The sequence below is a fragment of the Pseudooceanicola nanhaiensis DSM 18065 genome, assembly GCF_000688295.1.
GTDB lineage: Bacteria > Pseudomonadota > Alphaproteobacteria > Rhodobacterales > Rhodobacteraceae > Pseudooceanicola > Pseudooceanicola nanhaiensis.
Window position 1 is genome coordinate 707,139 of the sequence record NZ_JHZF01000011.1, and the last position, 19,020, is coordinate 726,158.

Genomic DNA, 19,020 nt, shown 5'->3' on the forward strand with positions numbered 1-19,020 from the left:
GTTCCGGTCCGCTTGACCCGACTCGATATCCGTGCCAGTTCTGTGAACGACTGTTCATTAAACGCTCTCGGGAGGAGGCGCCGATGTTCACCGGATCCATGGAATTCGATCTGGGCGAGGACGTGAATGCGCTGCGCGACGCGGTGCATCGCTGGGCGCAGGAGCGGCTGAAGCCGATGGCGGCGGAGATCGACCGCAAGAACGAATTCCCGGCCGAGCTCTGGACCGAGATGGGCGAGATGGGGCTGCTCGGTCTCACCGTGCCCGAGGAATACGGCGGCACCGGGCTGGGCTACCTCGCGCATGTGGTCGCGGTGGAGGAGATCGCCCGTGCCTCGGCCTCCGTCTCGCTGTCCTACGGCGCGCATTCCAACCTCTGCGTGAACCAGATCAAGCTGAACGGCTCGGAGGAGCAGAAGGCGAAATACCTGCCGCGCCTGATTTCCGGCGAGCATGTCGGTGCGCTGGCGATGAGCGAACCCTCCGCGGGGTCCGACGTCGTCTCGATGAAGCTGCGGGCCGAGAAGCGGAACGACCGCTACGTGCTGAACGGCAACAAGTACTGGATCACCAACGGGCCGGACGCCGACACGCTCGTCGTCTATGCCAAGACCGACCCCGAGGCCGGGTCCAAGGGCATCACCGCCTTCCTGATCGAGAAGGAGATGAAGGGCTTTTCGACCTCGCCCCATTTCGACAAGCTCGGCATGCGCGGCTCGAACACGGCCGAGCTGATCTTCGACGACTGCGAGGTGCCCTTCGAGAACGTTCTGGGCGAGGAGGGCAAGGGCGTGCGCGTGCTCATGTCCGGGCTCGACTACGAGCGCGTCGTGCTCTCGGGCATCGGCACGGGGATCATGGCGGCCTGCCTCGACGAGGTGATGCCCTACATGGTTGAGCGCAGGCAGTTCGGCCAGCCGATCGGGAATTTCCAGCTGATGCAGGGCAAGATCGCGGACATGTACACCAAGCTGAACACGGCGCGGGCCTATGTCTACGAGGTGGCAAGGGCCTGCGACCGCGGCCGCGTGACCCGGCAGGACGCGGCGGCCTGCGTGCTCTACGCCTCGGAGGAGGCGATGGTCGTGGCGCACCAGGCCGTGCAGGCGCTCGGCGGGGCGGGCTATCTCAACGACAACCCCGTGGGCCGGATTTTCCGGGACGCGAAGCTGATGGAGATCGGGGCGGGAACCTCGGAGATCCGCCGGATGTTGATCGGGCGTGAACTCATGGGAACAATGCAATGATCCGATACGCTTTTCTTGCCCTGACGCTTGCCGGACCGGCGGCCGCGCAGGACCTGGCCTTCTCGCCCGAGGCGACCGAAACCTGCCTCGCGCGCGATGGCGCCGACTGCATCGGCCGCTCGGCCGACGCCTGCATGGAGGAGACCTCCGGCGGATCCTCCACGCCCGTCATGGGCGCCTGCTTCGAGAAGGAGCTCTCGTGGTGGGACGACCGGCTCAACACCGTCTACGGCAAGGCGATGGAGGCCGCGAAGACGGCCGACGCGGCCGAGGGTGAACGCCCGCTGACCGAACAGAAGGCCCTGCGCGAGATGCAGCGCGCGTGGATCGCGTTCCGCGACGCCAAGTGCGACTGGGAGACGGTGCAATGGGGCGGCGGCACCGGTGCGGGGCCCGCACGGCTGGCCTGCCTGATGCAGGAGACGGGGGCGCAGACGCGCGTCCTCGAACGGCGCCTCGAGGCGAGGTGATGCTGCCCCGGAGGCGCGATTTCGAGGGCCTGCGGCGGGACTTCCGCTGGGATCTTCCCGCGCGTCTGAACATGGCGTCGCAGGTCTGCGACGACTGGGCGGAACGGGCGCCCGGGAAGGTCGCGATCATCGACCTTTCCGGGCCCCGGACCGAGGTGAGCTATGCCGAGCTGAGGGACATGGCCGACCGGCTGGCCCTGGCGCTGCGGGCGCGGGGCGTGGCCGAGGGCGACCGGGTCGGCGTGCTGCGCGCGCAGGGCGCATGGTGCGCGGCCGCCCATGTCGCGGCATGGAAGCTGGGGGCGATTTCCGTCCCGCTGTTCAAGCTCTTCCGCGAGGATGCGCTCGCATCGCGTCTGACGGACAGCGGCGCCGGCGTTGTCGTGACGGACACCGAAGGCGCCGGGATGCTCGCGCCCTTCGCGGTGGATGTCCTGGTGCCCGAGACCGCGCGCCTGCCGGAGGGGCGCGTCGAGACCGCGGAGACCGCACCGGACACGCCCGCGATCCTGATCTACACCTCCGGCACGACCGGCAGTCCCAAGGGTGCGCTGCATGGCCACCGGCTGCTGACCGGGCACCTGCCGGGGGTGGAGTTGAGCCATGACCTGCTGGGTGCGCCGGAGGATTGCCTCTGGACGCCGGCAGATTGGGCCTGGATCGGCGGGCTCTTCGACGTGGCGATGCCTGCGCTGGCGCTCGGCGTGCCGGTGGTGGCGGCGCGCATGGCGCGGTTCGAGGTCGGGGAGTGCCTGAGGATCATCCGGGAAGGCTCTGTCCGGAATGTGTTTTTCCCGCCGACGGCGCTTCGCATGTTGAAGGCGGCGGGCGCCGAGGTGCCAGGCCTGCGCTCGGTGGCCAGCGGTGGAGAGCCGCTTGGCGCCGAGATGCTGGACTGGGGGCGCCGCGCCCTCGGCGTCACGATCAACGAATTCTATGGCCAGACCGAGTGCAACATGGTCGTCTCCGCCTGCGCGGCGCTCTACCCCGTGCGGCCGGGCGCCATCGGCCGGCCCGTGCCGGGGCACGATGTCGCCGTGATAGACCCTGCGGGGGCGGTGACCGAGGGCGAAGGCGACGTGGCCATCGGTCGAGGATCGGCCTCCATGATGCTGGAATACTGGAGGAAACCCGAGGAGACGGCGGCGAAGTTCCGCGGCGACTGGATGGTGACGGGCGATCGCGGCGTGATGGAGGACGGCACGTTGCGGTTTCTCGGGCGCGAGGATGACGTGATCACCTCGGCCGGATACCGCATCGGTCCTGCCGAGATCGAGGATTGCCTGCTGAAGCACCCTGCGGTTGCGACCTGCGGCGTCGTCGGAAAGCCGGACCCGGTCCGGACGGAAATCGTCAAGGGATACATTGTCCTGCGGGACGATGTTCAGCCTTCGGACGAGCTGGCGCAGGCCCTCATGGCCTTCGTCGGCGCGCATCTCGCCAGCTATTCCCGCCCGCGCGAGATCGCCTTCGTCGAGGCGCTGCCGATGACCGTGACGGGCAAGGTGATCCGCAAGGCGCTGAAAGCCCGCGCAGCGGCGGAAACGGAGGATGTGACCACATGAAACTGCAATCCCAGGTCGTTTCGGGCAGCGAAGAGTTCCGCGCGAACGTGAAGGGCCACATGGAAGCCCTTGATATCGTTCGGGACGCGGCCGAAGCAGCGACGGCCGGCGGCGGTGCGAAGGCGCGCGAGCGACACCTCGCGCGGGGCAAGATGCTGCCGCGCGACCGGGTCGCGGGGCTGCTCGATCCGGGCGCGCCCTTCCTCGAGATCGGCGCGACGGCGGCGCATGGCATGTATGACGGCGCGGCGCCGGGCGCGGGCATGATCGCGGGGGTGGGCCGGGTCGCGGGGCGCGACGTCATGATCCTGTGCAACGACGCCACGGTGAAGGGCGGGACCTATTACCCGGTCACCGTGAAGAAGCATCTCCGCGCGCAGGAGATCGCGATGGAGAACCATCTGCCCTGCGTCTACCTCGTCGACAGCGGCGGCGCGAACCTGCCGAACCAGGACGAGGTCTTCCCCGACCGCGACCATTTCGGGCGCATCTTCTACAACCAGGCCAACATGTCCGCCAAGGGCATCGCGCAGATCGCCGTGGTCATGGGCTCCTGCACCGCGGGCGGGGCCTATGTGCCCGCGATGTCGGACGTGACGATCATCGTGAAGGAGCAGGGCACGATCTTCCTCGCCGGGCCGCCGCTGGTGAAGGCGGCGACCGGAGAGGTCGTCTCGGCCGAGGACCTTGGCGGCGGCGACGTGCACACCCGCCTGTCTGGCGTGGCGGATTACCTGGCAGAGGATGACGCGCACGCGCTGGCGCTGGCGCGGCGGGCGGTCGCCAACCTTCGCGGTGCCGGGATGACGCCCGGCCTGCACCTCGAGACGGCGGAGCCGCCTGCCTACGACCCCGAGGAGATCCTCGGCGTCGTGCCTCCCGACCTGCGCCAGCCCTATGACATCCGCGAGGTCATTGCCCGCGTCGTCGACGGCTCCCGCTTCGACGAGTTCAAGGCGCGCTTCGGCGAGTCGCTGGTCTGCGGTTTCGCCCATGTCGAGGGGATGCCCGTCGGGATCGTGGCCAACAACGGGGTGCTCTTCTCGGAAAGCGCGCAGAAGGGGGCGCATTTCGTCGAACTCTGCTCGCAGCGGAAGGTCCCGCTGGTCTTCCTGCAGAACATCACCGGCTTCATGGTCGGCCGCCGCTACGAGAACGAGGGCATCGCGCGGCACGGCGCAAAGATGGTGACGGCGGTGGCGACCACGGCCGTGCCGAAGATCACGATGGTGCTCGGGGGATCGTTCGGAGCGGGGAATTACGGCATGTCCGGAAGGGCTTACCAGCCGCGCTTCATGTGGACATGGCCGATCTCGCGGATCTCGGTGATGGGCGGCCCGCAGGCGGCGGGCGTGCTGGCGACGGTGAAGCGCGACGCGATCGAACGCAGCGGCGGCACGTGGTCCGCCGAGGAGGAGGCCGAGTTCAAGCGCCCCACGATCGAGATGTTCGAACGCCAGTCGCATCCGCTCTATGCCAGCGCGCGGCTCTGGGATGACGGGATCGTCGACCCGCGCAAGACCCGGGACGTGCTGGCGCTGAGCCTGCGGGCCTGCCTCAACCGGCCCATCGAAGAGACGACGTTCGGCGTGTTCCGGATGTGATCCGGAGGGAGGGCAGATGATCGACACCAGCTTCACCCGCGCCTTCGGACTCGAGCATCCGATCGTCAGCGCCCCGATGGCGCGGGTCGCGGGCGGCCGTCTGGCCGCGGCGGTGAGCGCGGGCGGCGGGCTCGGGCTGATCGGCGGCGGCTATTGCGACGCCGACTGGATCGAGACCGAGATGGCCGAGGCGGGAAACACGCCCGTCGGCATGGGCTTCATCACCTGGAAGCTCGACCAGGCGCCCGGGGTGCTCGACCGGGTGCTCGAGCGCCGACCGCGGGCGGTGTTCCTGTCCTTCGGCGATCCGGTGCCGTATGGCGAGCGCGTCCGCGCGGCGGGGGCGCGGCTGTTCTGCCAGGTCCAGACGCTCGACGACGCCCGGTGCGCCGTCGATGCGGGCGCGGATGTGATCGTCGCGCAGGGCACGGAAGCGGGGGGTCACGGCGCGCGGCGGGCGACGCTGACGCTGGTGCCCGAGGTGGCGGATTACCTTGAGGGGGCCGCGCCGGGGACGCACCTGCTGGCCGCGGGCGGGGTCGTCGACGGGCGCGGGCTCGCGGCGGCGCTGATGCTGGGGGCCGGGGGCGTGCTCTGCGGCACCCGCTTCTGGGCCTGCCGCGAGGCGCTGGTCCCGGAGGGGCAGATGCGCATGGCGCTTGCCGCGGACGGCGATCAGACGACACGCGGCAAGGTGATCGACGCCGCGCGCGGGCTGACCGACTGGCCCGAGCGGTTCGACCTCAGGACCCTGCGCAATCCCTTCGTGGACGCATGGTCCGGCCGGGCAGAGGCGCTCGCGGCGGATGAAAAGGCCCGTGCCGCATGGTCCGAGGCGGCCGCACGGGGCGATCCCGAGATGGCGCCGCCCATCGTCGGCGAGGGCATCGGCATGATCTGCGACGCGCCCGCCGCGGCCGAGATCCTGGCGGCGATGAGCGGTGCGGCGGAACGTCTGCTGACGGGAGGATGGCGATGATCCGGGTCTGGCAGGGCGACATCACGACGCTCGACGTCTGCGCCATCGTGAACGCCGCGAACCGGAGCCTTCTGGGCGGCGGGGGCGTCGATGGGGCGATCCATCGCGCAGCCGGGCCGGGGCTGCTGGAGGAATGCCGCGGGCTCGGCGGTTGCGAGACGGGACGCGCGAAGATCACCGGCGGGCATGGTCTGCCGGCGCACCACGTGATCCATGCGGTCGGGCCGGTCTGGCACGGCGGCGGGCAGGGCGAGGCGGAGCTGCTGGCGGGATGCTACCGGTCGGCGATGGATCTGGCCGAGGCGGCGGGGTGCCGGACGGTGGCCTTCCCGGCGATCTCGACGGGCGTATACGGCTACCCGGCGACGGCGGCGGCCGCGGTCGCCGTGGCGACCCTGCGCGACTGGCTTGCGGGGCGCGAGGGATACGAGGTCACGCTGGTCGCCTTCGATGGGGCGACCGCGGCGATCCTGGAAAAGGCTTTGGAGGCATGATGTTCGACACGATCCTGATCGCGAACCGGGGCGAGATCGCCTGCCGCGTCATCCGCACGGCGCGCGCCATGGGGCTGCGCACGGTGGCGGTGTTCTCCGATGCCGACGCGGGGGCGATGCATGTGCAGATGGCCGATGACGCGGTGCATATCGGCGGCGCGGCGCCCTCCGAGAGCTACCTGCGGGGCGATGCGATCATCGCGGCGGCCCGGGCGACCGGCGCGCAGGCGGTGCATCCGGGCTACGGCTTCCTGTCGGAGAACCCCGATTTCGTGGAGGCCGTGGAGGCCGCGGGGCTGACCTTCATCGGCCCCTCGGCCAGGGCGATCCGCGCCATGGGGCTGAAGGACGCCGCCAAGGCGCTGATGGACGAGGCGGGCGTGCCGGTCGTGCCGGGCTATCACGGCGCGGACCAGTCGGACGAGGTGCTGACCCGGGCGGCGGAGGAGATCGGCTATCCGGTCCTCATCAAGGCCGTCGCGGGGGGCGGCGGCAAGGGGATGCGGCTGGTCGAGGACCCTAAGGATTTCGCCGACGCGCTGGCGAGCGCACGGGGCGAGGCGAAGACGGCCTTCGGCAACCCCGACGTGCTGATCGAGAAATTCGTGACGAACCCGCGGCATATCGAGGTGCAGGTCTTCGGCGACGGCACCTCGGCCGTGCATCTGTTCGAGCGGGACTGCTCGCTGCAGCGCCGCCACCAGAAGGTGATCGAGGAGGCGCCCGCCCCGGGCATGACCGGAGAGATGCGCGCCGCCATGGGCGGGGCCGCGGTGAAGGCGGCGGAGGCCATCGGCTACCGCGGGGCGGGAACGATCGAGTTCATCGTGGACGGCTCGGGCCCGCTCCGGACGGACGGGTTCTGGTTCATGGAGATGAACACGCGGCTTCAGGTCGAGCATCCGGTGACCGAGGCGATCACGGGCGTGGACCTCGTCGAATGGCAGATCCGGGTGGCGGCGGGGGAACCGATCCCTCTGGCGCAGGAGGACCTGGCGATCCACGGCCATGCCTTCGAGGCGCGGCTCTATGCGGAGGATGTCGAGAAGGGGTTCCTGCCCGCGACGGGGCGGCTCGGGGCGCTGGAGTTTCCGGAAGGCGTGCGGGCGGATACCGGGGTGCGGGCGGGGGACGTGATCTCTCCGCATTACGACCCGATGATCTCGAAGGTGATCGTGCATGGCGCGACGCGCGACATCGCCCTGCGGCAGCTCTCCCGCGCGCTGCGGGAGACGAAGGTGGCGGGGACCGTGACGAACCTCGCCTTCCTCGCCGCGCTCTCGGAGCATGAGGGCTTCCGGCGGGGCGAGGTGGACACCGGGCTGATCGGGCGCGACATCGAGGGGCTCGCCGCCGTGCCGCAGGCGACGGCGCAGGAGGTCGCGGTGGCGGCCATGGTCGCGCTCGGGCTCGACGGCGCGCCGGGGCGGTTCGACGGCTTCTCGCTCTGGGCGCCGATGGCGCGGCGGGTGGCGCTGCGGCACCGCGGGGAGGAGCAGGAGGTCCGGGTCGAGGTGCGCGGCCCCGGCGAGATCGCGCTGCGGGTCGGGGAGACCGACACCGCGGCCCGCTGGCAGGGCGGCGCATGGCGGCTCGACGGACGGGCGATGCCCGCGCATCACGCGGACGGCCAGCGGATCACGGTCTTTGGCGCCGTGGCGCAGGTCTTCGACGTGATCGACCCGCTGGAACGCGCGGCCGAGGCCGGCTCGGGCGACGTGATCGAGGCGCCGATGCCGGGGCTCGTGAAGCTGCTGACGGCCGAGGCCGGGCAGGCGGTGACGGCGGGGCAGAGGCTTGCCGTGCTGGAAGCGATGAAGATGGAACACGGACTTGTCGCACCGCGCGACGGTATTGTCGCCGAGGTGCTGGTGACCGAGGGTGCGCAGGTGGAGGCCGGGGCGCCTCTGATCCGGCTGGAGGGCGAAGAATGAAGCTGCATCACATCCCCATGACGCGGAGTTTCCGCATCCTGTGGCTATTGACCGAGATGGGCGAAGAGCCCGAGGTCGTGACCTATTCGATCACCGACGGCTCCTTGCGGACGCCGGAATACCTCGAGCGCTCGCCCGCGGGCCGGGTGCCGGCGCTGGAGGTGGACGGGCAGGTGATCCACGAGAGCGGCGCGATCACCGAATACCTGGTCGAGACGCGGCCCGAGCACGGGCTGGGGCGGTTGCCGGGCGATCCGGAGCGGGTGCCCTTCCTCGAGGCGATGCATTACGCCGAGACGATGGGGCATCTGGTCGCGAACCTGAACCTCCAGTGGATCTTCCTGCGCGACCCCTCGCACCGTTCGGACACCGTGGTGAAGATCGAGGCGCGGCGGCTGGCGGCCACGCTGGCGCCGCTCGAGAAGACCTTCGCAGAGCACGAGTGGATGCTGCCCTCGGGCTTCTCGGCGGCCGACACGATGATCGGCTGGACGCTGCTGGCCGCCCCCCGCTACGTGCGGTTCGATCCCTTCCCGAACATCCGCGCCTATGTCGAACGGATGAAGGCGCGTGACGGGTTCAAGCGGGCGCAGGAGCTGGACGGGGCGCCGAACTTCCACCGCGAAGAGTTCTACGCCGTCGGGGAATCGTGATGCCCGAACGGGTCGAGATCTTCGAGATGGGGCCACGCGACGGGCTCCAGAACGAAAAGCGCGCGATCCCGGTGGCCGAGAAGATCGCGCTTGTCGATTGCCTGAGCCGCGCCGGGTTCCGGCATATCGAGACGGCGTCCTTCGTGAGCCCGAAATGGGTGCCGCAGATGGCCGGAAGTGGCGAGGTCCTTGCCGGGATCCGCCGGGCGGAGGGGGTGCGCTACACGGCCCTCACGCCGAACCTGCGCGGGTTCGAGGATGCCCTGGCGGCGGGCGCGGACGAGGTGGCGATCTTCGCCTCGGCCTCGGAGGGGTTCTCGCGGGCGAACATCAACTGCTCCATCGCCGAAAGCCTCGAGCGCTTCGCGCCTGTGGCGGAGGCAGCCGCGAAGGCGGGCGTGCCGATGCGGGGCTATGTCTCCTGCGTGACGGATTGTCCCTATGACGGCGCGGTGCCGCCGTCCGAGGTCGCGCGGGTGGCGAAGGCGCTCGACGGGCTCGGGGCCTATGAGGTCTCGCTCGGGGACACGATCGGGCAGGGGACGCCGGCGAGCATCCGGGCGATGCTGGAGGCGGTGCTGGCCGAGATCCCGGCCGAGAGGCTCGCGGGGCATTACCACGATACGGCCGGGCGGGCGCTCGCGAACATAGAGGTGTCGCTCGAGATGGGCCTGCGGGTCTTCGACGCCGCGGTCGGGGGCCTTGGCGGCTGTCCCTATGCGCCGGGGGCGAAGGGCAACGTGGCGACGGAGGCGGTGCATGACCGGCTCTTGTCGCTGGGCTACGAGACCGGGCTCGACCGGGACGTTCTGGACGAGGCAGCGGCCATGGCGCGCCGGATGCGGGAGGGATGAGCATGTACGAGACCGTGACCATCGAGCGCGACGACCGCGACGTCGCCTGGCTCTGGCTCGACCGGGCCGAGAAGCACAACGCGATGTCGGCCCGGATGATCGGCGAGATCACGGCGGCGGCGAATGAGCTTGCGGCGGATGAAAGCGTGCGGGTCGTCGTGCTGGGCGCGAAGGGCCGGACCTTCTGCGCCGGGGGCGACCTGGGTTGGATGAAGGACCAGTTCGACGCCTCGCCCGATGAGCGCCGGCGCGAGGCGGCGGCGCTGGCCTACATGCTCAAGGCGCTGAACGACATGCCGAAGCCGCTGATCGGGCGGCTGCAGGGCAATGCCTTCGGCGGCGGCGTGGGCATGGCCGCGGTCTGCGACATCGCGATCGGGGTGGACACGCTCTCGATGGCGCTGACCGAGACCCGGCTGGGCCTGATCCCCGCGACCATCGGGCCCTACGTGGTCGCCCGGATGGGCGAGGCCAAGGCGCGGCGGGTGTTCTTCACCGGCCGCAGGTTCGATGCGGCCGAGGCGGTGGCGCTCGACCTGCTCTCGCGCGCGGTGCCGGAAAGCGAGCTCGACGCGGCGGTGGAGGCCGAGATCGTGCCCGCGCTCGACTGCGCGCCCGGCGCGGTGGCGCGGGCGAAGGCGCTCGTGCAGCATCTCGGGCCGCGGGTCGGAGAGGCCGAGATCGACCATTCCGTGGGCGAACTCGTGGCCTGCTGGGAAGGCGACGAGGCGCCGGAGGGGATCGGCGGGTTCTTCGACAAGCGGAAGCCGCGCTGGCAGGGGTGAGGGGCGGGCAGGAAGACGTCCGGAACAGGTGTTCGGCCGCTAGCGTGCAAGGCGCCGGGGGAACTTGTGCGTGCCGACATCCCCGGGCTTGGCCCGGGGACGTCGTGACCGGGAGATCATGCGGGCAAGCCGCATTGTGACGGAGCGAAGGCGAGAGCTGCGCGCCGTGTCATCGTCTCCGACAGCCGCGCGTCCTCCGCCCCCCATGCCCCGCTCCGGCAGCGCCGGGTCGGATCGCGCCCGCTCGCCATGGGGGCGCCATCGGGTCGAGCACCAATGGCGCCGCCCCCGGGGTCGGGCGCGATCCTTTCGCGGGTGCGATGAAGGTGCCGCACGGATCGAGCGGGATACGTTGCGCCGCGGTGAGTCGCGGCAGCGGAGGTTTAACGTTCGGGAAATCTTTACGAATTGCCCCGCCACCCGCTCCCCGGAGCCCTCTTTCACCGTGAATTTCCGTTGAATTCCGCCGATCCGGAGACCCATCACCGGCCGCCCATGCCGCAATGCGGAAAAGGCCCGGCTTCGGTTGACCCTGCCATGGGGCGGGAGTAAACCCGACACCAGCCAATGCGGCCCCCTCCCGGGGGGTCCGCCCGCGCAAGCAAAGGAGCCGACCTTGGAAGAGATGCTGCGGGAATACCTCCCCATTCTCGTCTTTCTGGCCGTCGCGATCGGCCTGGGCCTTGTCCTGATCCTCGCCGCCGTGATCGTTGCCGTCCGCAATCCCGACCCCGAGAAGGTTTCGGCCTATGAATGCGGCTTCAACGCCTTCGACGACGCGCGGATGAAATTCGACGTGAGGTTCTACCTCGTGTCGATCCTGTTCATCATCTTCGATCTCGAGATCGCGATGCTCTTCCCCTGGGCCGTGGCCTTCAAGGACGTGAGCATGGTGGGCTTCTGGTCGATGATGGTCTTCCTCGGCGTGCTGACGATCGGCTTCGCCTACGAATGGAAGAAAGGGGCGCTGGAATGGCAGTGAAGCACAACGACGACGCGCTCGTGACGCCCGTGCAGGGCGACGGGCTGCAGACCGACCGGGTGAAGTCCGGCCCCTCGGTGCCGCAGGCCTACGGCGCGACCGGTGCCGGCCCCGATCCCGAGGTCGCCACCCAGACGCTCAACAAGGAGCTGCAGGACAAGGGCTTCCTGCTGGCCTCCTCCGAGGACATCATAAACTGGGCGCGCACCGGCTCGCTGCACTGGATGACCTTCGGCCTGGCCTGCTGCGCGGTCGAGATGATGCACACCTCGATGCCGCGCTACGATGCCGAACGCTTCGGGATCGCGCCCCGCGCCTCTCCGCGGCAATCGGACGTGATGATCGTCGCCGGCACGCTGACGAACAAGATGGCCCCCGCGCTGCGCAAGGTCTACGACCAGATGCCGGAACCGCGTTACGTGGTCTCGATGGGGTCCTGCGCGAACGGCGGCGGCTATTATCACTACAGCTATTCCGTGGTGCGCGGCTGCGACCGGATCGTGCCCGTGGACATCTACGTTCCGGGCTGCCCGCCGACGGCCGAGGCGCTGCTCTACGGCATCATGCAGCTGGCGCGGAAGATCCGCCGCACCGGCACGATCGCGAGGTAGGGCGACATGACACAGGCACTCGAGGAACTCGGCACCCATATCGAACTGAAGCGCCCGGACAGCGTGCTCGGCTGGAGCGTGGCCTTCGGCGAGCTGACCGTGGACGTGGCGCCGTCGGGTCTGGCCGATTTCGTGGACTTCCTGCGCACCGACGCCAATTGCCGCTTCTCGACGCTGGTGGACATCACCGCCGTCGATTACCCGGCGCGGGCCAAGCGGTTCGACGTGGTCTACCATTTCCTGTCGATGTACCAGAACCACCGCGTCCGGCTGCGCGTCTCGACCCGCGAGGACGAGATGGTGCCCTCGATCACCGGCGTGCATCCGAGCGCCGACTGGTTCGAGCGCGAGGTCTTCGACATGTTCGGGATCATCTTCTCGGGCCACCCGGACCTGCGGCGCATCCTGACCGACTACGGCTTCCGCGGCTACCCGCTGCGCAAGGACTTCCCGACCACCGGCTACACCGAGGTCCGCTATGACGAGACCGCCAAGCGCGTGGTCTACGAACCGGTGAGCCTGGTGCAGGAATACCGCCAATTCGACTTCATGAGCCCCTGGGAGGGTGCGCAATACATCCTGCCCGGCGACGAGAAGAAGGACGGCGCGAAATGATGGGCGGCGGCGGAGGACTCCTGTGGTGGGTGATCGTCTGCGTGCTGCTGGTCGTCCCGTTCTGGCGGCTGCTGCCGCAGTTCGGGATCCCGAAGTATTTCGCCCTGCTGGCGGTGCTGCCGCTGGTCGCGATCATCCTGCTCTGGGTCATCGCCTTCCGGGACAAGTTTGACGGAGACATCAGATGATGGACGGCTCCAACCGTTTCGGCGACGCCGAGACCAACGAACAGAAGATCAGGAACTTCAACCTGAACTTCGGCCCCCAGCACCCGGCGGCGCACGGTGTGCTGCGGCTGGTGCTCGAGCTCGACGGCGAGATCGTCGAGCGCTGCGACCCGCATATCGGCCTGCTGCACCGCGGGACCGAGAAGCTGATGGAAAGCCGCACCTACCTGCAGAACCTGCCGTATTTCGACCGGCTGGACTACGTGGCGCCGATGAACCAGGAACACGCCTGGTGCCTCGCCATCGAGAAGCTGACGGGCGTTGAAGTGCCGCGCCGCGCCTCGCTCCTGCGGGTGCTGTTCTGCGAGATCGGGCGCATCCTGAACCACCTGATGAACGTCACGACGCAGGCGATGGACGTGGGCGCGCTGACGCCGCCGCTCTGGGGCTTCGAGCACCGCGAGAACCTGATGATCTTCTACGAGCGGGCCTGCGGCGCGCGCCTGCACGCGGCCTATTTCCGGCCCGGCGGCGTGCACCAGGACATCCCCGAGAAGCTGATCGACGACATCGAGGAATGGACGGTCGAGTTCCTCGACTTCATCGACGACCTCAATTCGCTGCTGACCGAGAACCGGATCTTCAAGCAGCGGAACGTCGACATCGGGGTGGTGACCGAAGAGGACATCCAGAACTGGGGCTTCTCGGGCGTGATGGTCCGCGGTTCGGGCTTCGCATGGGACCTGCGCCGCGCGCAGCCCTACGAATGCTATGACGAGTTCGAGTTCCAGATCCCCGTCGGCAAGAACGGCGATTGCTACGACCGCTACCTCGTCCGGATGGAAGAGATGCGGCAATCGACCCACATCATCCGCCAGTGCGTCGCCAAGCTGCGCGAGGAGCCGGGCGAGGTTCTGGCCCGCGGCAAGATCACCCCGCCGAAACGGGGCGACATGAAGACCTCGATGGAAGCGCTGATCCACCACTTCAAGCTCTATACCGAGGGCTTCCGGGTGCCGGCGGGCGAGGTCTATGCCGCGGTCGAGGCGCCGAAGGGCGAATTCGGCGTCTACCTCGTCAGCGACGGGACCAACAAGCCCTACCGCGCCAAGCTGCGCGCGCCGGGCTTCGCGCATCTGCAGGCGATGGACCATATCGCGGGCGGGCACCAGCTGGCCGACGTGGCCGCGATCATCGGGACGCTGGACGTCGTGTTCGGCGAGATCGACCGGTGAGCCTGCGGGCCGCCACATCACTGACAGGAGGCGCCGCAGAGCGCGTCCGCGAGGCGAGGGAAGACATGGCAAGACGAACGCACCTGGCCGCGGCATGCGGCGCTCTCGGGCTTCTGGCCGCCTGCGCGGTGCCGCCGGCAAGCGTGGGGCCGGACATGGTGGGCGCCTATGACGCCGCCGTCGCCTCCGTCGGCTGCGAGATGGTGAACGAACCGCAATATCGCGCCGTCGAGTTCCAGACCGGGATGACGCGCGAACAGACGATCGAAATGGGGCAGTACCGGATGGCCGCGGGCGCGGCTCAACCGATCGAGGGGGGCGGTATCCGCCTGACCTCGGGGCCCTGTGCCGGCTGAGCGCCGGCAAGCGAAGGTTAGAGGAACAGTCGAGACATGCTGCGACGCCTGCATCACGAACAGCCCGAGGGCTTTGCCTTCACCCCGGACAACCAGAAATGGGCCGAGGCGCAGATCACCAAGTATCCCGAGGGTCGGCAGGCCTCGGCGATCATCCCGCTGCTGTGGCGCGCGCAGGAGCAGGAGGGCTGGCTGACCCGGCCCGCCATCGAGAGCGTGGCCGAGATGCTGGGCATGGCCTACATCCGGGCGCTCGAGGTGGCGACGTTCTACTTCATGTTCCAGCTCCAGCCCGTGGGCTCGGTCGCGCATATCCAGGTCTGCGGGACGACCTCCTGCATGATCTGCGGCGCCGAGGACCTGATGGAGGTCTGCAAGGACAAGATCGCGCCCCGGCCGCACGAGCTGTCGGCGGACGGCAAGTTCTCGTGGGAGGAGGTCGAATGCCTCGGCGCCTGCGCGAACGCGCCCATGGCCCAGATCGGCAAGGATTACTACGAGGACCTGACCACCGAACGGCTGGCCGAGATCATCGACGAGCTGGCCGAGGGCAAGGTGCCGGTGCCGGGGCCGCAGAACGGGCGCTATGCCTCGGAACCGCTGTCGGGGCTGACCAGCCTCAAGGACCACGACAGCGGCAAGACGCAGTACAACGCCTCGGCGCAGCTGGCGACCGACATCGGCGACACGGTGAAGCGGATCGACGGGACCGAGGTGCCGCTGCTGACGCCGTGGCAGGACCGCGCCGACAAGACCCCGGCCGCGGCGGGCAATGCCGACCAGACGCCGGAAGAGTCCGTCGCGCAGACCGAGGCGCAGGAACCGCGCCCCGCCGAAGGCAAGCCGGTGGACGAGACCGGCGCCACCGAGCAGGAGGCGCAGGAGGTCGAGAAGGGCCATCCGCAATCCCGTGGCGATCAGCAGGAGGGCGGCAACCAGGAGGGGCCGAGGAACCCGCGCGACGTCACCGGCACGAGGCCCGCGGGCCTGACCGAGGCGCGCGATGGCAGGCCCGACGATCTGAAGAAGCTCCGGGGCGTGGGCCCGAAGCTCGAGGCGCAGCTGCATTCGATGGGCTATTATCACTACGATCAGGTCGCGGCCTGGAGCGAGGATGAGGTGGCCTGGATCGATCAGAACCTCGAAGGGTTCAAGGGCCGCGCCAGCCGCGATGGCTGGGTCGATCACGCGAAGGAGCTCGGGAAGAAGGGCTGAGAGGGCAGGCACAGGGGCGTGGCCGAGAGGATGAGACCATGGACTGGGAAAGCAAGGAAGGACGCTGCACGCTGGCCTGCTGGGCCGGGGCCATCGTCATCGGCCTCCTCGCCTTCTTCGTTCTCGACACCTTCCTCTTCAAGCTGCTGGCCCAGATCGGCGGGCTCCTGGTGCTCGTCGGGGCCGGTATCGTGCTGACGCAGACCGTCTGCGTCTCGCACAAGGCCCCGCCGCCTGATCCGGCCGATCTGTCGCCGGACGCGGTGGCCGCGCCGCAGGCCGCGCCCGCCCCGGGCGCGGGCGGCAGCGCGGCACTGGCGCAGCCCGGAAGCGGGGGCGCCGCACGGGTGCATGTTCCGGCGGATGCGGGAACGGCGGAATGGGACGAGGCGCAGGAGAGCGGCTCGACCGCGGCCACCAGCGCGGTGGCCTATGTGGAACCGGAGATGCCGGAAAGCCCGCAGGGCGGCACGGCGGACGATCTGAAACGGCTGGAGGGCATCGGCCCGAAGGTCGAGGAGACGCTGAACGGTCTCGGGATCTGGCGCTACGACCAGATCGCCGCATGGACCGGGGAGGACGTCACCCGGATCGAGGCCGAGGCGCCCGCGCTGCGGGGCCGGGCGGCAAGGGATGATTGGGTCGGGCAGGCGAAGGCGCTCTCGGCCGGGAACGATGTGACGTGAGAGATGAACCGGGAAGACAGGCAACAGACGGAACGGGCCATGGCCCGCAAGGGGCGCACCGTCGCCCTCGTCATCGCCGCGACGATGGTGATCTGGCTCGTGGGCACGACGCTCGTGCCCTACATGGGCTGGCCGGCACGCTTCGTCTTCCTCTTCGACATGGCCGCGATCGCCGCCTTCATCTGGGTGTTCGTGGTGATCTGGCAAATCTGGCAATTGCGCCAGCAACTGAACGAGAACGGGCCGAGGTAGCGTGATGCTCAAGGACGAAGACCGCATTTTCACCAACCTCTACGGCATGCACGACCGCACGCTGAAGGGCGCGCAGGCGCGCGGCCATTGGGACGGGACGAAGGACCTGATCGGTCTGGGGCGTGACAAGATCATCGAGATCATGAAGGCCTCCGGTCTTCGCGGCCGCGGCGGGGCAGGCTTCCCGACCGGGCTCAAGTGGTCCTTCATGCCGAAGGAAAGCGACGGGCGGCCGTCCTACCTGGTGGTGAACGCGGACGAATCCGAGCCCGGGACCTGCAAGGACCGCGAGATCATGCGCCATGATCCGCACACGCTGATCGAAGGCTGCCTGATCGCCTCCTTCGCGATGAACGCGCATGCCTGCTACATCTACCTGCGCGGCGAATACATCCGCGAGCGCGAGGCGCTCCAGATGGCGATCGACGAATGCTATGACGCGGGCTTCCTCGGGACCAATGCCTGCGGCACGGGCTGGGATTTCGACCTCTACCTCCACCACGGCGCCGGCGCCTACATCTGCGGCGAGGAAACCGCGCTGCTGGAAAGCCTCGAAGGCAAGAAGGGCATGCCCCGGATGAAGCCGCCGTTCCCGGCGGGCGCGGGGCTCTACGGCTGCCCGACCACGGTGAACAACGTCGAATCCATCGCCGTCGTGCCGACCATCCTGCGCCGCGGCGCCGAATGGTTCGCGGGCTTCGGCCGCGAGAACAACGCGGGCACCAAGCTCTATGCCATCTCGGGCCACGTGAATAACCCCTGCGTCGTCGAAGAGGCGATGAGCATCCCCTTCGAGGAGCTGATCGAGAAGCATTGCGGCGGTATCCGCGGGGGCTGGGACAACCTGCTCGCCGTGATCCCCGGCGGTTCCTCGGTCCCGTGCGTCCGCGGCGAGAAGATGCGCGACGCGATCATGGATTTCGACTACCTCCGGGGCGAGCTGCAATCCGGCCTCGGCACGGCGGCGGTGATCGTCATGGACAAGAACACCGACATCGTGAAGGCGATCTGGCGGCTGGCGAAGTTCTACAAGCACGAAAGCTGCGGCCAGTGCACGCCCTGCCGGGAAGGCACCGGCTGGATGATGCGGGTGATGGAACGGCTCGTGCGCGGCGACGCCAGCATCGAGGAGATCGACATGCTGCTCGACGTCACCAAGCAGGTCGAGGGCCACACGATCTGCGCATTGGGCGATGCGGCGGCCTGGCCGATCCAGGGCCTGATCCGCAACTTCCGGGGCGAGATCGAGGACCGCATCAAGGCCAAGCAGACAGGCCGCGTCTCTGCGGTGGCGGCCCGCTGAGGTGAGCGCCCCCATCCGTCATATCGCCGAGTTCAACATCGGCATCCTCCGGCACGGCTGGGACGATCCGCGGATCGCCGATTTCGTGAACGGGCTGGACCGCGTGAACGCCCTGGCGCACCGCGGGCCCGGGTTCGTCCGGATGGAGCGGCTCGAGCGTCTGACTGAACACGGGCCCACGGATCATGCCTTCGGCTGGGACGCGGTGAAGGCGCAGGGTTGGCAGGCACATCGGTGCGGGGAGGCGGCATGAAGCTGGTAGGTGCGGTGATCATCCTGGGTGTGCTCGCGGGCTGCGCGGCGATCCAGAACGGGACGCGGGCCCTGTCGAACGACCGGCAGCGGTTCAACGGGCAGCTCTATTCGGCCAAGGTGCAGGCGGATGCGACCCGGCCCGAGCTTTTCGTCGTCGGCGTCGGCAACCTCGACCGCGGGCTCGAGGGCGCCGTGGAGGCGGGCCGCTACGAGGCCTATACCTATTGCCTGAACCAGTTCGGCCTGACCGACATCCGCTGGGCGCTCGGCCCCGATGCGCCGCGGCAGAGCCTGAGGATCACCGACGGCCGCCTGACCCTGCAGGGGGAGTGCGTCGGATGGGTCTGAGCCTGAAACCCGGTCTCTCCCTCGCGCTGGTGCTGGCGCTCGGCTTCGGCGCCGGCGCCGCGGCCAAGACGCCGCTGCGCGAGCAGAAGGAGATCGACGACAAGATGCTCTGGGTGGCGCTCGCCATCGAGATCAGCGACCGCTGCGCGGCCATCGCGCCCCGGACGCTGACCGGGCTGAGCTATCTCTGGGGGCTCAAGTCCGACGCCAGCAAGCTGGGCTACACGGACGATGAAATCCGCGCCTACGTGCGCTCCGATGCCGAGAAGGCCCGGATGCGCCGGCGCGGCGAGGCTTATGTGCGGGCAAAGGGGCTCGATCCCGAGAGCGACGCGGATCTCTGCGCACTCGGCACGCAGGAAATGGAGAAGGGCAGCCAGATCGGCGCCTTTCTGAAGGAGAAGTGAGAC

Annotated in this window: 23 protein-coding genes; all 23 read left to right on the forward strand. The window is 69.0% G+C overall.

Features of this window, described 5'->3' with window-relative positions; all coding sequences use genetic code 11:
* Positions 1-83 precede the first annotated feature (83 nt).
* The 23 genes from Q344_RS0104350 (at position 84) to Q344_RS0104460 (ending at position 19,017) form a co-directional block, all read left to right on the forward strand.
* Positions 84-1,247: an isovaleryl-CoA dehydrogenase gene (locus tag Q344_RS0104350; protein WP_028285596.1), complete on the forward strand. Its 1,164-nt coding sequence runs from the start codon at positions 84-86 to the stop codon at positions 1,245-1,247.
* Positions 1,244-1,717, forward strand: coding sequence for a lysozyme inhibitor LprI family protein (locus tag Q344_RS0104355; protein WP_028285597.1), 474 nt, complete (start codon positions 1,244-1,246; stop codon positions 1,715-1,717). Before Q344_RS0104350 ends, Q344_RS0104355 begins: the two co-directional genes overlap by 4 nt.
* Complete coding sequence (locus Q344_RS0104360) at positions 1,717-3,282, forward strand: AMP-binding protein (RefSeq protein WP_028285598.1); 1,566 nt, start codon at positions 1,717-1,719, stop codon at positions 3,280-3,282. Before Q344_RS0104355 ends, Q344_RS0104360 begins: the two co-directional genes overlap by 1 nt.
* Entirely contained in the window at positions 3,279-4,886 is a 1,608-nt protein-coding gene (locus tag Q344_RS0104365) for a carboxyl transferase domain-containing protein (protein WP_028285599.1), read from the forward strand. The genes Q344_RS0104360 and Q344_RS0104365 overlap by 4 nt, the downstream gene beginning before the upstream one ends.
* Positions 4,887-4,902: 16 nt before the next feature.
* Positions 4,903-5,865, forward strand: a complete 963-nt coding sequence (locus Q344_RS0104370) for a nitronate monooxygenase (protein WP_028285600.1) — start codon at positions 4,903-4,905, stop codon at positions 5,863-5,865.
* Positions 5,862-6,359 carry an O-acetyl-ADP-ribose deacetylase gene (locus tag Q344_RS0104375; RefSeq protein ID WP_308423305.1) on the forward strand — a complete coding sequence of 166 codons (498 nt, stop codon included), beginning with the start codon at positions 5,862-5,864 and terminating at the stop codon, positions 6,357-6,359. Before Q344_RS0104370 ends, Q344_RS0104375 begins: the two co-directional genes overlap by 4 nt.
* On the forward strand, positions 6,359-8,293 hold the full coding sequence (locus Q344_RS0104380; protein WP_028285602.1) for an acetyl-CoA carboxylase biotin carboxylase subunit: 1,935 nt from the start codon (positions 6,359-6,361) through the stop codon (positions 8,291-8,293). Before Q344_RS0104375 ends, Q344_RS0104380 begins: the two co-directional genes overlap by 1 nt.
* Positions 8,290-8,946, forward strand: coding sequence for a glutathione S-transferase family protein (locus Q344_RS0104385; RefSeq protein WP_028285603.1), 657 nt, complete (start codon positions 8,290-8,292; stop codon positions 8,944-8,946). The genes Q344_RS0104380 and Q344_RS0104385 overlap by 4 nt, the downstream gene beginning before the upstream one ends.
* Complete coding sequence (locus Q344_RS0104390; protein WP_028285604.1) at positions 8,946-9,800, forward strand: hydroxymethylglutaryl-CoA lyase; 855 nt, start codon at positions 8,946-8,948, stop codon at positions 9,798-9,800. The genes Q344_RS0104385 and Q344_RS0104390 overlap by 1 nt, the downstream gene beginning before the upstream one ends.
* Before the next feature lie 2 nt (positions 9,801-9,802).
* The gene (locus tag Q344_RS0104395) at positions 9,803-10,585 is read left to right on the forward strand and encodes a crotonase/enoyl-CoA hydratase family protein (protein WP_028285605.1); all 783 of its coding nucleotides are present in this window, start codon (positions 9,803-9,805) and stop codon (positions 10,583-10,585) included.
* 616 nt (positions 10,586-11,201) lie between these two features.
* The gene (locus tag Q344_RS0104400; RefSeq protein WP_028285606.1) at positions 11,202-11,567 is read left to right on the forward strand and encodes an NADH-quinone oxidoreductase subunit A; all 366 of its coding nucleotides are present in this window, start codon (positions 11,202-11,204) and stop codon (positions 11,565-11,567) included.
* Complete coding sequence (locus Q344_RS0104405) at positions 11,558-12,178, forward strand: NuoB/complex I 20 kDa subunit family protein (protein WP_028285607.1); 621 nt, start codon at positions 11,558-11,560, stop codon at positions 12,176-12,178. The genes Q344_RS0104400 and Q344_RS0104405 overlap by 10 nt, the downstream gene beginning before the upstream one ends.
* A gap of 6 nt (positions 12,179-12,184) precedes the next feature.
* The gene (locus tag Q344_RS0104410; protein ID WP_028285608.1) at positions 12,185-12,793 is read left to right on the forward strand and encodes an NADH-quinone oxidoreductase subunit C; all 609 of its coding nucleotides are present in this window, start codon (positions 12,185-12,187) and stop codon (positions 12,791-12,793) included.
* Positions 12,790-12,981 (forward strand): hypothetical protein, encoded by a 192-nt coding sequence (locus Q344_RS0104415; RefSeq protein ID WP_028285609.1) that lies wholly within the window; start codon positions 12,790-12,792, stop codon positions 12,979-12,981. The genes Q344_RS0104410 and Q344_RS0104415 overlap by 4 nt, the downstream gene beginning before the upstream one ends.
* Positions 12,981-14,195, forward strand: a complete 1,215-nt coding sequence (locus tag Q344_RS0104420) for an NADH-quinone oxidoreductase subunit D (RefSeq protein ID WP_188781511.1) — start codon at positions 12,981-12,983, stop codon at positions 14,193-14,195. Before Q344_RS0104415 ends, Q344_RS0104420 begins: the two co-directional genes overlap by 1 nt.
* A 65-nt stretch (positions 14,196-14,260) precedes the next feature.
* The gene (locus tag Q344_RS0104425; RefSeq protein WP_028285611.1) at positions 14,261-14,551 is read left to right on the forward strand and encodes a hypothetical protein; all 291 of its coding nucleotides are present in this window, start codon (positions 14,261-14,263) and stop codon (positions 14,549-14,551) included.
* 36 nt (positions 14,552-14,587) lie between these two features.
* A complete protein-coding gene (locus tag Q344_RS23085; RefSeq protein ID WP_036538311.1) occupies positions 14,588-15,766 on the forward strand; it encodes an NADH-quinone oxidoreductase subunit E in 1,179 nt (392 codons plus the stop codon).
* Positions 15,767-15,804: 38 nt separating this feature from the next.
* Positions 15,805-16,452, forward strand: coding sequence for a hypothetical protein (locus Q344_RS23090; RefSeq protein WP_028285612.1), 648 nt, complete (start codon positions 15,805-15,807; stop codon positions 16,450-16,452).
* Between the two features lie 3 nt (positions 16,453-16,455).
* Entirely contained in the window at positions 16,456-16,704 is a 249-nt protein-coding gene (locus Q344_RS0104440) for a DUF5337 domain-containing protein (RefSeq protein ID WP_028285613.1), read from the forward strand.
* 4 nt (positions 16,705-16,708) lie between these two features.
* Positions 16,709-18,007: an NADH-quinone oxidoreductase subunit NuoF gene (nuoF, locus tag Q344_RS0104445; RefSeq protein ID WP_028285614.1), complete on the forward strand. Its 1,299-nt coding sequence runs from the start codon at positions 16,709-16,711 to the stop codon at positions 18,005-18,007.
* Between the two features lies 1 nt (position 18,008).
* Positions 18,009-18,260 carry a DUF3291 domain-containing protein gene (locus Q344_RS23095; protein ID WP_028285615.1) on the forward strand — a complete coding sequence of 84 codons (252 nt, stop codon included), beginning with the start codon at positions 18,009-18,011 and terminating at the stop codon, positions 18,258-18,260.
* Complete coding sequence (locus tag Q344_RS0104455) at positions 18,257-18,610, forward strand: hypothetical protein (RefSeq protein WP_036538314.1); 354 nt, start codon at positions 18,257-18,259, stop codon at positions 18,608-18,610. The genes Q344_RS23095 and Q344_RS0104455 overlap by 4 nt, the downstream gene beginning before the upstream one ends.
* Positions 18,601-19,017: a DUF5333 domain-containing protein gene (locus tag Q344_RS0104460; RefSeq protein WP_051630267.1), complete on the forward strand. Its 417-nt coding sequence runs from the start codon at positions 18,601-18,603 to the stop codon at positions 19,015-19,017. Before Q344_RS0104455 ends, Q344_RS0104460 begins: the two co-directional genes overlap by 10 nt.
* Positions 19,018-19,020: the final 3 nt, after the last annotated feature.

What these genes read in the sequence shown, in the direction of transcription:
- Q344_RS0104350 (WP_028285596.1), top strand. Translation starts at nt 84, where the DNA reads ATGTTCACCGGATCCATGGAATTCGATCTGGGCGAGGACGTGAATGCG.
- Q344_RS0104355 (WP_028285597.1), top strand. Translation starts at nt 1,244, where the DNA reads ATGATCCGATACGCTTTTCTTGCCCTGACGCTTGCCGGACCGGCGGCC.
- Q344_RS0104360 (WP_028285598.1), top strand. Translation starts at nt 1,717, where the DNA reads ATGCTGCCCCGGAGGCGCGATTTCGAGGGCCTGCGGCGGGACTTCCGC.
- Q344_RS0104365 (WP_028285599.1), top strand. Translation starts at nt 3,279, where the DNA reads ATGAAACTGCAATCCCAGGTCGTTTCGGGCAGCGAAGAGTTCCGCGCG.
- Q344_RS0104370 (WP_028285600.1), top strand. Translation starts at nt 4,903, where the DNA reads ATGATCGACACCAGCTTCACCCGCGCCTTCGGACTCGAGCATCCGATC.
- Q344_RS0104375 (WP_308423305.1), top strand. Translation starts at nt 5,862, where the DNA reads ATGATCCGGGTCTGGCAGGGCGACATCACGACGCTCGACGTCTGCGCC.
- Q344_RS0104380 (WP_028285602.1), top strand. Translation starts at nt 6,359, where the DNA reads ATGTTCGACACGATCCTGATCGCGAACCGGGGCGAGATCGCCTGCCGC.
- Q344_RS0104385 (WP_028285603.1), top strand. Translation starts at nt 8,290, where the DNA reads ATGAAGCTGCATCACATCCCCATGACGCGGAGTTTCCGCATCCTGTGG.
- Q344_RS0104390 (WP_028285604.1), top strand. Translation starts at nt 8,946, where the DNA reads ATGCCCGAACGGGTCGAGATCTTCGAGATGGGGCCACGCGACGGGCTC.
- Q344_RS0104395 (WP_028285605.1), top strand. Translation starts at nt 9,803, where the DNA reads ATGTACGAGACCGTGACCATCGAGCGCGACGACCGCGACGTCGCCTGG.
- Q344_RS0104405 (WP_028285607.1), top strand. Translation starts at nt 11,558, where the DNA reads ATGGCAGTGAAGCACAACGACGACGCGCTCGTGACGCCCGTGCAGGGC.
- Q344_RS0104410 (WP_028285608.1), top strand. Translation starts at nt 12,185, where the DNA reads ATGACACAGGCACTCGAGGAACTCGGCACCCATATCGAACTGAAGCGC.
- Q344_RS0104415 (WP_028285609.1), top strand. Translation starts at nt 12,790, where the DNA reads ATGATGGGCGGCGGCGGAGGACTCCTGTGGTGGGTGATCGTCTGCGTG.
- Q344_RS0104420 (WP_188781511.1), top strand. Translation starts at nt 12,981, where the DNA reads ATGGACGGCTCCAACCGTTTCGGCGACGCCGAGACCAACGAACAGAAG.
- Q344_RS0104425 (WP_028285611.1), top strand. Translation starts at nt 14,261, where the DNA reads ATGGCAAGACGAACGCACCTGGCCGCGGCATGCGGCGCTCTCGGGCTT.
- Q344_RS23085 (WP_036538311.1), top strand. Translation starts at nt 14,588, where the DNA reads ATGCTGCGACGCCTGCATCACGAACAGCCCGAGGGCTTTGCCTTCACC.
- Q344_RS23090 (WP_028285612.1), top strand. Translation starts at nt 15,805, where the DNA reads ATGGACTGGGAAAGCAAGGAAGGACGCTGCACGCTGGCCTGCTGGGCC.
- Q344_RS0104440 (WP_028285613.1), top strand. Translation starts at nt 16,456, where the DNA reads ATGAACCGGGAAGACAGGCAACAGACGGAACGGGCCATGGCCCGCAAG.
- nuoF (WP_028285614.1), top strand. Translation starts at nt 16,709, where the DNA reads ATGCTCAAGGACGAAGACCGCATTTTCACCAACCTCTACGGCATGCAC.
- Q344_RS0104455 (WP_036538314.1), top strand. Translation starts at nt 18,257, where the DNA reads ATGAAGCTGGTAGGTGCGGTGATCATCCTGGGTGTGCTCGCGGGCTGC.
- Q344_RS0104460 (WP_051630267.1), top strand. Translation starts at nt 18,601, where the DNA reads ATGGGTCTGAGCCTGAAACCCGGTCTCTCCCTCGCGCTGGTGCTGGCG.